Here is a 10,771-nt window from a genome sequence, read left to right as displayed (position 1 = left end):
GAGAAACAGTGAGCCGCTGCCGGGACAAATCGGGCGTAAGGCGACGCAAGCTGCGGGCGCGGGCTGCCGGATGGCCCAATCTCTGGTTTGGCTTGGGGCTGTTCGGCATCGTTGGCTGGACGGTGGCGCTGCCTCCGGTGCTGGGTGCGTTGCTGGGATTGTGGATCGACCGGAACTGGCCGAGTCAGCATTCCTGGGTGCTGACCCTGCTGATCGCCGGTCTGGCGCTGGGCTGCGTGACTGCCTGGCAATGGTTGTGGAAACAGGATCAATGACTGAGATGTTGACTGGACTGCTCGCCGCGTTCAGCGGCTTAGTTCTGGGCCTGTTCTACTTTGCCGGCCTGTGGTTTACCCTGCAACGACTGCTTCATCATCCGCATCCTGCACTGTGGGTGGCAGGCAGTTTCGCGCTGCGGCTGGCGGTAAGCCTCGGCGGGTTCTATCTGATCCTTGGCCCGGATCGCAGCCTGGTCCGGCTGGGAATCGCGCTGCTGGCCTTTATGACGGTACGGGTGATTCTGACCCGCCATTTGCGGCCAATGCCGGAGCGATGATCTTGTTGACCCGCACTCGTTGCGTAGCACCCGGAATCGGCTGGATTAAATCAACCAGTATCACTTTCCTGCGTTGAAGCTGATCGCTCCCGATCACGGCTAACATGACCATCAGCCCCGACCAAACCGTGTTGTTTGACTTCGGCTTTAACTGCTGACCGGGATTATTCAGGCGTATATTTTCGCCGTACTGGCAACGGTTTACATCGCTGCCGCGACGACGGCGCATCAAGTCACCGCTGCTATTCCTGCCACTCCAGAATGAGGATCGTCGTTATGGACGCCAGCTTGCTCATCGCTATTGCCTCAATCATTACTGCTGGATTCAACAGTGGGTTTGGGCACCGTCGGCCCAGCTCTGTCAGAAGGGCGGGCAGTGGTTCAGGCGCTCGCCGCCATTGCCCAGCAACCAGACGAGGCAGCCACTCTGAGCCGAACTCTGTTTGTTGATTTGGCGATGATCGAATCCACCGCGATCTATTGCTTCGTGGTCTCGATGATCCTGATTTTCGCCAACCCGTTCTGGAATCACTTCGTCACCATGACGGCCCGCTAGGCATGGAACTGGACGGGTTCACCGTCGCCGCTCAGATTGTCAACTTCCTGATTCTGGTGTGGCTGCTGAAGCGGTTTCTATACGGCCGTTGCATCAACCATGGACAAATAATCCATGCGTGATTTCTTGCTTCAACGAGGCCGGTTTCGCCGGGGTCTTGCGACTCCGACCAGTGCCTTCCTCTCCACAAGCGTGACTTCCCGCCCAACTGACGGTAGCCAGCGCTTCACGCTGGATATTCAGGGCCGCATTCACATCGCGGTCGTGTTCCGCGCCACAGTGGGCGCAGGTCCAGTCCCGGACGGACAGCGGCATTTTTTCTGCTTTCACCCCACAGATAGAGCAGGTCTTGCTGCTCGGAAACCAGCGATTCACCACCACCACGGTGCTACCAGACCGTGCCGCTTTATATTCCAACTGGCGGCGGAATTCGTAGAAACCGATGTCGTTGATCGACCGTGCCAGTTTTTCATTGGCGACCATTCCACGTACATTGAGGTCTTCAATCCCGATCACGGCAAAGCGCCGGGGCAGTTCTGTGGTGGTTTTGTGCGTCCAGTCCTGACGGATATGGGCGATGCGGGCGTGAAATTTCGCCAGCTTCCGGGCCGACTTGCGCCGGTTGGCGCTGCCTTTCTGCTTCCGGCTGTGCGAGCGGGAACGCCGCCGCAGCCGCTGGAGGTGCTTTTTCAGCGGCTTGGGACTGTCGATTTTTTCTCCAGTAGACAGGGTGATCGCGGTACTGACACCGAGATCAACGCCCACCGTGGCTTGGCTTTCGCACACCGGTTCAGGACGGTCGATTGCGACGGGAATGGAAATGAACCAGCGGTCGGCTTCGCGGCTCAGGGTTGCGGACAACGGCTTGCCGTCAAAGCGCAACGCTTCGCGCATTCGTACCCAACCGATTTAGGCGGATTCGCGATCCATCGCACTGAAACGTCCCCGGCCCATTATCCAACCGCGCCGCTTGAAGCGCGGGAATTGGGATTGTTTTTGAAAGAAGCGCTGATAGGCGCGGCCCACGTTCTTGATGGCTTGCTGCGGGACGGATTTGGGCAGATCGAGAATCCAGGGAAACTCGACCGGCTTGATCGCGTTGAATTGGCGACGCAAGGCCGCTTCGTTCGGTTTTTCGCCCGCCTCAAACTGCCGTTGCCATTCCGCCAGCGCCCAGTTGTAGGCCAACCGGGATGCGCCGACGCATTGCCGGAACCGCGCCTCTTGAAGTTTATTGGGCTTGAGTTCAATTCGGTGGGTCAGGACGGTTCGCATTGCATCGCCTCCAGCGCCCGTTTCGCCCGGTTTTCCGCCGCCCGCGGCCCGTACAGTCGGGCGCACATGGAGGTCAGTACTTCGGTCAGGTCGCGCACGAGATCAGCGGTGACTTCGGTGGTATCGACGACCACCAAAGTCCGGCCTTGGGCGGCCAGCGCTGACTCCACGTACTCGAAACCGAACCGCATCAGCCGGTCACGGTGTTCCACCACTACGGTCGTCACGGCGGGCGTCCGCAACAACCGCATCAGCCCACGCCGAGGGCCGTTTAAGCCCGAACCGATCTCTTTCACTATCTCCGTGACGCGCAAACTGTTTTCAGCGGCGTATACCGCCAGCCGGGCTATCTGGCGTTCCAGGTCGGCTTTCTGGTCCGCACTGGAGACGCGGGCATACAGCGCCACGCCGCCCTCGGTCGCCGTCACCGACGGATGCACGATCACCGTCCCGGTGAGCAGTTGTTCTGCCGGGACCGGGAGTTTGCCGTCCTTCCACAACCGCCAAGCGGTTTTGTACGACAGTCCTTGCGATTTGGCCCATACACTGAGTTTCATAACCGCTATTTATCCATGAGTGTTAATGTATGTCTATATATATTTCAGCAGTTGCCCGCCCCATCACCCAGGCCATCGCTGCTTGTCAGCAGCCGATCGCAGCGGCGCTGGAGCAGGTGCAGCATCAGATCCAGCAGGCCGGAGCCGAGAAGCAGGCGTATCAGACCCGCCAAGCCGAACTGGACAGCCAGCGCGAAACGTGGCTGGCGCAAACGCGGCAGGAGGTAGCGGTGCAGCGCGAGGTGTGGCTGGCAACAGCGCAGCGCGAGGTGGACACACTACGCGCTGACGGGCTGGCCGCCTGGCGACGGGAACAGGCGGAAAATCAGCGCGCTCTGCAACAGGAAGCCGCCCACCGGTTGACCGAAGCAGTCCGTCACGCTCTACGCGATTTGGCCGAGGCCGATCTGGAATCACGAATGCTCAAACCGTTGCTAGCGCAGTTGCACGCTCTGGATACCAGCTTTGAAGAAGGAGGCGGCATGGTTAAATACTGGGCAACCTTAACAGAACAAAACCCGCCAAACATCCTTTTTCAATCAGTTCGCTTGCGGGTGAGCGACTCCGCTATTCGGTTTTCCGCCGCCAGCCAGAAATCCAACGCCGACTGATGCTGGCTCTCCGCCGTCTCCCAAAGTTGGTAGGCTGTCTTGCGAATTTGCTCCAGGTAGTCCGCCGGCGAGAACGTCTCGAAGGTCTTGGTTAGGTCTTCTTCTCTACCGAGGCGGACACCAGCGTTGTGCGCTGTCTGCTCTGCGAGCAGACGCAGGTGTTTTTCAGCGGCCAGCCAATAATCCATCGAACGATCACGCCGCTCCGTGCTGGCGGACCACATGCAGCGGGCGAGTTCGCGGACCCGATACAGATAAAGGGCGCGCAGAGCCGACGGCCAGGTTGCCGCATTCTCGAAGGCCGAAGCGGTGGCGGTACTCGCCCGACGAGCCGAATCGGCAGTCAGTTCGATGACCATCCGCTCCGCCATCTCCCAAAAATCAAGCGCCGTCTGACCAAACTCGCGCCCGGCCGTTTGCCAGATGTGATAGGCCAACTTACGGATATCGTGCTCCAGATCGTTTTCCATAAATTGAGTTATTCCTGTTGTTATATCTTCATGAGATTAACGCTTTTTACCACGCCGGCGTGACCGCGATCCTTGGAGTAGGCCCGTTGATTGCGCCGTTCTTGCGGGCGTATTTCCGCCTTCACCCGCACCCCTCTCCCACCAGCGGGCGAGGGGTGCGAACGGTTAACTTCAGGCTTTCTTGATCAGGCCGATCAAAAACAGCAGCACCACCGCGCCCACTGTTGCGGTCACAACCGAGCCAATCAAGCCGACTGCGGTTAATCCCAGCAACCTGAACAAAAAACCGCCGACCACCGCACCGATGATGCCGACGACGATGTTGCCGAGCAGCCCAAAGCCGCCCCCTTTCATAATAGTTCCCGCCAGCCAACCTGCCAGCGCGCCGATTGCCAGAAAAATCACCAAACTTGTAATGTCCACGTTGCTACCTCTCGTTCAGTATGAAAAACAGACGGGCGCGTATCTGATTTTAGAAGCGGTAACCGAAAATTACGCTCCAACCGGTAACATCCGCGCCGAAAATACCCATCGCGCCCAAGCGCAGTTTTTTCACCGGCTCCTCGTTTTACCGTAAGAATTTTCCTGACAGCTATTTGAATAAATGCAGGACTTTCGCTTTCCGTCATTCCCGCGTAGGCGGGAATCCAGTAAGCCGCTGAAAAGCCTGGATACCCGCTTTCGCGGGTATGACAAATTTACGGGTTTAGCGAAAGCCCTGAAATGATTTCTCCCTGATGAATACCGCCACATCTATTCCTGCGTCAGCGGGAATCCAGTTACCCGTTGAAGAGGCTGGATGCCGGTTTTCACGGTAGGACGACATCAGGAGTCGGCCATGATCCGAAAACCGGGTTGGGTTCGGGTTTCGGGCAGGGCCGGTCGGTCGGTGATCATCAAGGTAGCGCCGGGCTGTAACAGTTCGTACACCAGCCGGGAAAATTGCGCCGGTGGGTGTATCCGTTCGCCGATTTCGTGCCGCGCTGGTAGTTGGCCGTTGTGCGACGGCAGGCCCACCGCCATCCAGCGCCGTTTGGGCCGATCCGGTGCCAAGGGACTGGATTCATGGGTAACGCCATCCAGCACCACGAACACGCCGGCCCCAAGCGGTCGCCGGGGATCGCTGATCTGTACCTCGGCCTCGCCGATAAGAACGCCGTTGCGGTAAACATACATCCGGCAGTCGGGTCCGCTGACCAGGATGCTAACCGGGCCTTGCGGCGCTTTTTGCGGCTCCCAGAGGAACTGTCCAGCCGGCAGCGTCCGGGATAACGCCTTCCCACTGGCGCTGGGATTGACTGGAGCGGCGATGCCCGGATAGCGGTAGCCGCACGCAACCATGCGAGGCGGGATAACCCGGCAGCTTGCCGGCGTGCAGCGCAATGCCATCCCAGGTCAGCCGCTCCATGTAAGGCATGGCCGCGCCCTGATAGGTGCTGGACACATGCTTTTGATCTTTTTCCAGGATGCTGAACACCCTGGTCGGGGTCTCGTGGCCCGGCTTGCCGGTGCTCACCGTGGACGCGCCAATGCGGACACCGTTGCGGTACACATAGGCCCGCTGTTCGGGGACGCTGACGATGATCACGACCGGCCCGCTCGGCGCACGTTCGGGATGCCAGGTGAACTCGCCGGGTTTGAGAGTAGCGGCATCACGGACATCCGGAATGGTGGCGGGCGTGGCCGCCGCCGAGTGGTGCGCCGTCGGCGCGTACTCCGCCCGATTTAGCTCCCCCGGCGCGGTGAAGGTGGCGCAGCCAGTGATCAGGGTCAAACAGAGAGCCAGCGCTGTCAGAGGCAGCGCCGAATACGGGGCTTTCTTGGTGTTCTGCATGGTTTTCGTCTCTTGATTTTCCAAACTGCGCCCGGCGCCACCAAATCGCTAGCGGTAGCAGCGATTCGGTGTTCATGGGGGAAAGGCCGCCGCAGGGTTTTCAGCCCACGCTCAGTGCAGCACGGCGAAATCAGCGCGGCAGCCCTGATTCACCCAAATGCTGTTCCGGTCGTAGCCCCAACTGGAATTGAAGCGGCAGGCGGATTTGGACAGTTGGCGCTGGATCTCGACCCGGCCCCGACCAACCCGGGCCGCGCAGTATTGATCGTCGTTATCGCGGGACTCGCAGCGAACCACCTGCTCGGGCGCATAGCCGTAACTGCGATTGGGGGGCGACTCGTAGCGGTACTCGTTATCGTCATTGTAGCGGTACTCGTTTTCATTATTATGGCGGTTGGCCAGCGCCACCGCGCCGAGAACGCCCAGCGCCACCACCGCAGCGGCGGCGGCGTGCTTGTTGTCATGATCACTGTGTTCGCTGTGTTCGCTGTAGGCATCGCCGGTCTGAAACTGGGCGCGGCAACCGTTGCTGACCCAGATGCGGTTGCGGTCGTAGCCCCAGCTATCGCCCTGATAGCAGCCGTCCTTGCTGTACTGCGTCACCAGCCGTACCCCGCTGCGGGTGTTGGCGGAGCAGTAATTAGTCTGCCCGTCGCGGGATTCGCAAACGATGGTATCCGCCCGGACTGATGCGGCGTTCAGGCCGGCGGCCAATGCGACAACCGCCACCAGTGGAGAAAAAACCGACTTGCGCATGATGCTGATCTCCTTCAGATTTTTGGTTTATTTGCCGGACTTGCGGGGAGCGCCGACCCATTCGTCGGGGTCCAGCACGCCATCGCCGTCGGCGTCGGCGGCCTTAAACAGTTTTTCGATAGAGGCGCTGAACGCCTCAATAGTCACCGTGCCGCCCTTGACCGGCTGGCCGCTTTTATCCTTCGCGGGCGGGGTCTCGTCCGGGGTTAATCGGCCATCGCCGTTGTGATCCATTTGATGAAAGACATGCAGCATGCGGTTGCGGTATTCCTCCCAGGACACCTTGCCGTCGCCGTCCACGTCGGCGCTGTCGAAGGATTTCTGGGCGGCTTCGTCCGGGGCGGTCCGGACAGCGGATGCTGCGCCCAGACCGAGGGCCACAGCCAGCGCCGTAGCGATGCCACGTTTGTTTCGCATTACCAACCTCCAGTGGGATGTAGGGAATAGGGTTTCGATCTCCGGGCGAGGGTCAACCCTTCTTGATCAGACCGATCAGGAACAGCAGCGCTACAGCGCCGACCAACATCCGGCTGGAGGCGGGACCCTGGAACGAGATCGTCGAACAGGCCGAGTCCGACCGGATCGCCGGTTTGACCCTGTCCGCTCCCGTGGAACAGAGAAAAGCCCATTTTCTCTTCACCCAGCCGAAGCGATTGCCCTCGGACGAGCCGACGAAGTTGCTCCCACGCGATCATCGTGGGTGGCTGCCTACGGCGTGCGGATCCATACGCGCTCATTCGCGAGGTCGAACGTGAGAACCCATGAGCGCATCGCGCCAAGCCCGAGGTTGCCATCGAAGATCAGCCGGCTCGTCTCGACCGGCGTCCGAACCGACGCGCCAGCGTCGAGGCGGATGTCGATCCGTGTATCGGAGGCGGTCACGGCGGACGCGAGGCCGATGCGCGGGGCGAGCGCTTCGTTGATGATGACAGCACTCTCGCTGCCCGTATCGACTTCAAGCCAGACGTCGGTGGCGTCGTGACGGCTCGCGACGAAGGCGACCAGCGACAGGCCGGTGACCGAGCGTTCGAAACGGGCCCGCACGCTTCGCGCATCCCGTGGAACACGGTCGTCGACCACCAAGCGACGACCGGGAAGGTCGATCGTGACGATGTGGCCTTCAAAGGTCGAAAGCGAGATCAGGCCGTCGAGGCGTGGCCAGTCCGGCGGAAGCAACTTGTTGATGTCGAGCACCATGACCGTGTGCGGCCGCGACACCCAACCGTCGACGCTCAGTATGGCGCCCTCACATCGCGGTGCGTCGATGCGCTCGCCCGACATGCGGAAACCCGTGAGCGGGCCACCGAGCGCGCAGCCGGCCTTGCCCGCCAGATCCGGGGTGAACACCGTCATGCCGCCACCCGTATCGACGAGAAACCGCCTGGGGGCTCCCGCGACATCGACCGTCGCGGTGAAGAGCGTGCCGTAGGATTCGAGCGCGGCGACGTGCGGAGTGTGGTGAGCGGGCGCGCCGCCGGGCATCACCGATGTGCAACCTGCAAGGGTGACGGCGGCGACGATCAGCATGTGATTTCTGTAGCGTTGATTCATGGATCTCCGACCCGCTCGATCTCGGCGGTGGCCTCGAAGTCGGTGCGCGTGACAAGAAAGCGGCGACCTGAACATCCGGCCGTCAGGTTGAAATCGGCGGACCTCAAGGTGCGGCGCTCGCCGCCGGCCCCGACACCGCCGCCGGTGCCAGGTTGACCTCGTCCGGGAGCGTCATCGGGCGCACGCCCTTGACCGAGCGGATGGCGAATTTCGGGTCGAGTTTCTGCAACTCCGCGAAGAAGCCCGGGAAGTGCGCCGCGCCGTAGGTGATGTAGATCTGGTCGGCCGGCGACTCGGCCACAAAGCGGGCCAGTGACCGGTTGCGGAAGTCGACGATGATGCGGTTTGTCGGGTTGTTCTCGGCGCCCAGCGCCCCGGAGATCGCCATGCCCAGCACGCCGCGACAGATGATGCCGATCAGCTTCTTCTGGCCCGGCGTCGTCCCGGCCATGGCCTCGACCAGGGGTGCGAACTCATCCCCGCCGCCGGCTTTCTTTGCCTGGGCCTGCCGGGCGGACATCGCGGCGGCAAAGGCCGGGTCTTCGCGCAGGAGCCGGTCGTACTCCGTCTTCATCTCCAGGTAATTCACGTCGGCCGTGACATGCCGTGCCGGATGGATCGCCATGTCCGCCTTCAGCGACTGCATATAGTTGAGCTGGAACTGCAAGCCGCAGCCGTTGGCCATTTTCTGGTAGTCGGCGCTGAGGTCCTGGTCGGTGCCGCGCAGGGTCTGGTTGAACCACTCGGTCAGCTCGGGTCGTCCCGGCACCGGCTCCACCCCTTCGTAGAACAGCGTGTAGCCGTCCGCGAGCGCCTTTTCGAGGTCGAACACGACTGACTTGTAGAAATCCTCCGACGCGACGTGCTGCATACCCTGGAACACTACCGTCTTCTGGCCGTTGGACAGCGTGGCCAGCGGCACGGCGGTCGGCCCGGTCTGGACCCAGAAGGCCAGGTAATAGATGGGCAGTGAGGCGAGTCCCGTCGCTGCCAGTACGCCGGCTAGCGCGAACGCCGCGAATGACCGGCCAGAGGCGTAGGCCGGGTCGCGGCGCTTGACCAGCCAGCGCGGCAGGAAGATCAAGGCGCCGAGTGCGACGCCGGCCGCAATCACCCCGGCGATCATCCAGGCCGGCAGGTCGCGCACGACCAGCAGGCCGGCCAATGCGAACAGGATCAGCGCGAGCCAAAAGGCGCCGGTGAGACGCGCCGCACAGCGGCGAAGGTTAGATTCGGTGGTCATCATCGATGCGATTGCTCCTTAGCATTGCAGTTTGTCGGTCTCGACCCTATTCGTACCCCGCTAGGGCAACCTCAGCTCATTGCCCCAGCGCACTCGGCTGACATTCCACCTTCCGTACAAGCCCTCGCGCGCGGCGCCGGTCATCGTGGTCGGGTGACACCACCCTCCGCGCTCAGGGCTGGCCGGATGCCACGACAGAGCGACGGCGCTCAGTCGCCGTCCTTACCGGTGAAAGAGGCATTCTGCACATGGCCCTGGGCGTCGCTCAGGCAGGACCAGGGGGCGGTCGCGCCAGGCACCTTGATGGTGACCCCGATGCCGGCCTCGCCGGTCAGGACCTCGGTCACCTTGAGCGTTTTGCTCGGCTTACCCACGGTCTTGGCGACCTTCGCCAAGCACGCCTTCTCGGCGACCCTGGTTCCACTGGTGGCGCTGGAATGGGCAGGGGCGGTTGAACCGAAACCGGCCTTGGCGTTTTGCGCCTTGGTCTTGTTGATGTCGCAGCCCTGCGTTTCAGTCACTTGCGTGCAGCCCGATCGTTCGAGCAGACGCCGGTATTTGGCGTCGATGGCATGGACCGAGGTTGTTGCCAGCAGGGTGACACAGGCGATGACGAGCGATGGCGTCTTCATGGGTCTTGACCTCTTACGGTTGGGTTGGATGAGTGGTGGCTTGTTTTTTCAATGAGTTACGCGCTCGCGGAACCAACCCGTCTTACTGACCTTTGAAGTGCTTGATTTCCCATTCAGCCGCCCCGGGATCGGAGACATAGAAGTACGGCTTGCCTTCGTAGATGAACTGGGTACTGCCTTCGGAAGTGTTGAAGGTCATCGGTTGAGGTTTCATGCCCTCGAAGATGACTTTGCCCCGTTTGGCGCTTTGCCATTGCAAGGTGATCTTCTGATCAGGGTAATGAACGACGGTCTTCCCCGGTCCGCCCGGCGCAGCGCCCTCCACGAGGCATTTGTAGCGGTAGGTCTTGCTGCCCACCGTCACCCCGCAGACGGTATCAAAGCGGCTGCCGTGTTCGTCGAACCCCGGTGCGGGAACGCCATCGGACGCGCTGCCCTGACAACTCAAATCCATCGCTGTAACAATAGACTGGTAGCGGCCCTCGGCGGTATGCACCACGATGCATTGCCCGTTGCGCCCCTTGCGCCAGTAGGTATAACTGCCGCCGCCTGATTTTTCACCCTTCACATAGGTGTAGCCGCGTTGTTTGAGCATCTCCTCGCCGCTGCTGCCACGCGCGCCGACGAGGTCTTGCAGACCAGGGGCAGGGTCTTGGGCGTAGGCGGCTGGCGTCGAAACCAGCAGGGCGGCGAGGATTCCGGCGGAATAGCCAATCAGACGATGCTTCAT

The 10,771-nt window shown here is 61.3% G+C and carries 15 protein-coding genes and 4 pseudogenes; 6 read left to right on the top strand and 13 right to left on the bottom strand.

The window, feature by feature from the left end; all coding sequences use genetic code 11:
• From BN874_RS03270 to BN874_RS25340, 5 genes and pseudogenes are all read left to right on the top strand, one after another.
• A partial coding sequence (locus tag BN874_RS03270) for an AtpZ/AtpI family protein (RefSeq protein ID WP_034430813.1) occupies window positions 1-275 on the top strand: 275 nt, incomplete at its 5' end.
• The gene (locus BN874_RS03265; protein WP_034430799.1) at window positions 272-556 is read left to right on the top strand and encodes an ATP synthase subunit I; all 285 of its coding nucleotides are present in this window, start codon (window positions 272-274) and stop codon (window positions 554-556) included. The genes BN874_RS03270 and BN874_RS03265, both read left to right, overlap by 4 nt.
• A 151-nt stretch (window positions 557-707) precedes the next feature.
• Window positions 708-821: pseudogene (locus BN874_RS25345) on the top strand (F0F1 ATP synthase subunit A); the annotation flags it as partial.
• Window positions 822-832: 11 nt separating this feature from the next.
• Window positions 833-1,112 (top strand): annotated as a pseudogene (locus BN874_RS03260) (F0F1 ATP synthase subunit C).
• A gap of 2 nt (window positions 1,113-1,114) precedes the next feature.
• Window positions 1,115-1,195 (top strand): annotated as a pseudogene (locus BN874_RS25340) (F0F1 ATP synthase subunit B); the annotation flags it as partial.
• Between the two features lie 10 nt (window positions 1,196-1,205).
• On the opposite strand, the gene BN874_RS03255 reads toward BN874_RS25340, so the two are convergent.
• Genes BN874_RS03255 through BN874_RS03250 form a run of 3 tightly spaced genes read right to left on the bottom strand, consistent with a single transcriptional unit; the run spans window position 1,206 to window position 2,944 of the window.
• Entirely contained in the window at window positions 1,206-2,006 is an 801-nt protein-coding gene (locus BN874_RS03255) for an RNA-guided endonuclease InsQ/TnpB family protein (protein ID WP_230314313.1), read from the bottom strand.
• 15 nt (window positions 2,007-2,021) lie between these two features.
• On the bottom strand, window positions 2,022-2,387 hold the full coding sequence (locus BN874_RS25335; protein WP_230314312.1) for a helix-turn-helix domain-containing protein: 366 nt from the start codon (window positions 2,385-2,387) through the stop codon (window positions 2,022-2,024).
• Window positions 2,372-2,944 carry an IS607 family transposase gene (locus BN874_RS03250; protein WP_034430798.1) on the bottom strand — a complete coding sequence of 191 codons (573 nt, stop codon included), beginning with the start codon at window positions 2,942-2,944 and terminating at the stop codon, window positions 2,372-2,374. The genes BN874_RS25335 and BN874_RS03250 overlap by 16 nt, the downstream gene beginning before the upstream one ends.
• A 29-nt stretch (window positions 2,945-2,973) precedes the next feature.
• Between BN874_RS03250 and BN874_RS03245 the strand changes: the two genes are divergently transcribed.
• Window positions 2,974-3,555 carry a hypothetical protein gene (locus BN874_RS03245; RefSeq protein WP_034430797.1) on the top strand — a complete coding sequence of 194 codons (582 nt, stop codon included), beginning with the start codon at window positions 2,974-2,976 and terminating at the stop codon, window positions 3,553-3,555.
• Here the strand turns inward: BN874_RS03245 and BN874_RS03240 are convergent.
• From BN874_RS03240 to BN874_RS03195, 10 genes and pseudogenes are all read right to left on the bottom strand, one after another.
• Window positions 3,480-4,025 (bottom strand): DUF2934 domain-containing protein, encoded by a 546-nt coding sequence (locus tag BN874_RS03240; protein ID WP_034430796.1) that lies wholly within the window; start codon window positions 4,023-4,025, stop codon window positions 3,480-3,482. The two genes, BN874_RS03245 and BN874_RS03240, sit on opposite strands and share 76 nt — an antisense overlap.
• Before the next feature lie 171 nt (window positions 4,026-4,196).
• Window positions 4,197-4,448, bottom strand: a complete 252-nt coding sequence (locus tag BN874_RS03235; RefSeq protein WP_034430794.1) for a GlsB/YeaQ/YmgE family stress response membrane protein — start codon at window positions 4,446-4,448, stop codon at window positions 4,197-4,199.
• Window positions 4,449-4,850: 402 nt separating this feature from the next.
• A complete protein-coding gene (locus BN874_RS22085; protein WP_051497354.1) occupies window positions 4,851-5,201 on the bottom strand; it encodes a hypothetical protein in 351 nt (116 codons plus the stop codon).
• Between the two features lie 139 nt (window positions 5,202-5,340).
• Window positions 5,341-5,790 (bottom strand): annotated as a pseudogene (locus tag BN874_RS23270) (L,D-transpeptidase family protein); the annotation flags it as partial.
• 180 nt (window positions 5,791-5,970) lie between these two features.
• Window positions 5,971-6,615, bottom strand: coding sequence for a DUF3011 domain-containing protein (locus BN874_RS03225; protein ID WP_034430793.1), 645 nt, complete (start codon window positions 6,613-6,615; stop codon window positions 5,971-5,973).
• Window positions 6,616-6,642: 27 nt separating this feature from the next.
• Window positions 6,643-7,032, bottom strand: coding sequence for an EF-hand domain-containing protein (locus tag BN874_RS22075; protein WP_051497353.1), 390 nt, complete (start codon window positions 7,030-7,032; stop codon window positions 6,643-6,645).
• Window positions 7,033-7,323: 291 nt separating this feature from the next.
• A complete protein-coding gene (locus BN874_RS03215; protein WP_034430792.1) occupies window positions 7,324-8,166 on the bottom strand; it encodes an aspartyl protease family protein in 843 nt (280 codons plus the stop codon).
• Window positions 8,167-8,269: 103 nt separating this feature from the next.
• Complete coding sequence (locus BN874_RS03210; protein ID WP_051497352.1) at window positions 8,270-9,412, bottom strand: hypothetical protein; 1,143 nt, start codon at window positions 9,410-9,412, stop codon at window positions 8,270-8,272.
• Window positions 9,413-9,618: 206 nt separating this feature from the next.
• Window positions 9,619-10,041, bottom strand: a complete 423-nt coding sequence (locus tag BN874_RS24170) for a hypothetical protein (protein WP_154724718.1) — start codon at window positions 10,039-10,041, stop codon at window positions 9,619-9,621.
• Window positions 10,042-10,123: 82 nt separating this feature from the next.
• On the bottom strand, window positions 10,124-10,771 hold the full coding sequence (locus BN874_RS03195; RefSeq protein ID WP_034430791.1) for a hypothetical protein: 648 nt from the start codon (window positions 10,769-10,771) through the stop codon (window positions 10,124-10,126).

The organism is Candidatus Contendobacter odensis Run_B_J11, assembly GCF_000531125.1.
GTDB lineage: Bacteria > Pseudomonadota > Gammaproteobacteria > Competibacterales > Competibacteraceae > Contendibacter > Contendibacter odensensis.
The sequence above is the reverse complement of the archived record's forward strand: the minus strand, read 5'-3'. Positions and strand labels throughout refer to the sequence as shown.

Excerpts from the sequence above, each read along its gene's own strand:
- BN874_RS03265 (WP_034430799.1), top strand. The coding sequence starts at position 272 with ATGACTGAGATGTTGACTGGACTGCTCGCCGCGTTCAGCGGCTTAGTT.
- BN874_RS03255 (WP_230314313.1), bottom strand. The coding sequence starts at position 2,006 with ATGCGCGAAGCGTTGCGCTTTGACGGCAAGCCGTTGTCCGCAACCCTG.
- BN874_RS25335 (WP_230314312.1), bottom strand. The coding sequence starts at position 2,387 with ATGCGAACCGTCCTGACCCACCGAATTGAACTCAAGCCCAATAAACTT.
- BN874_RS03250 (WP_034430798.1), bottom strand. The coding sequence starts at position 2,944 with ATGAAACTCAGTGTATGGGCCAAATCGCAAGGACTGTCGTACAAAACC.
- BN874_RS03245 (WP_034430797.1), top strand. The coding sequence starts at position 2,974 with ATGTCTATATATATTTCAGCAGTTGCCCGCCCCATCACCCAGGCCATC.
- BN874_RS03240 (WP_034430796.1), bottom strand. The coding sequence starts at position 4,025 with ATGGAAAACGATCTGGAGCACGATATCCGTAAGTTGGCCTATCACATC.
- BN874_RS22085 (WP_051497354.1), bottom strand. The coding sequence starts at position 5,201 with ATGTATGTTTACCGCAACGGCGTTCTTATCGGCGAGGCCGAGGTACAG.
- BN874_RS03225 (WP_034430793.1), bottom strand. The coding sequence starts at position 6,615 with ATGCGCAAGTCGGTTTTTTCTCCACTGGTGGCGGTTGTCGCATTGGCC.
- BN874_RS22075 (WP_051497353.1), bottom strand. The coding sequence starts at position 7,032 with ATGCGAAACAAACGTGGCATCGCTACGGCGCTGGCTGTGGCCCTCGGT.
- BN874_RS03215 (WP_034430792.1), bottom strand. The coding sequence starts at position 8,166 with ATGAATCAACGCTACAGAAATCACATGCTGATCGTCGCCGCCGTCACC.
- BN874_RS03210 (WP_051497352.1), bottom strand. The coding sequence starts at position 9,412 with ATGATGACCACCGAATCTAACCTTCGCCGCTGTGCGGCGCGTCTCACC.
- BN874_RS24170 (WP_154724718.1), bottom strand. The coding sequence starts at position 10,041 with ATGAAGACGCCATCGCTCGTCATCGCCTGTGTCACCCTGCTGGCAACA.
- BN874_RS03195 (WP_034430791.1), bottom strand. The coding sequence starts at position 10,771 with ATGAAGCATCGTCTGATTGGCTATTCCGCCGGAATCCTCGCCGCCCTG.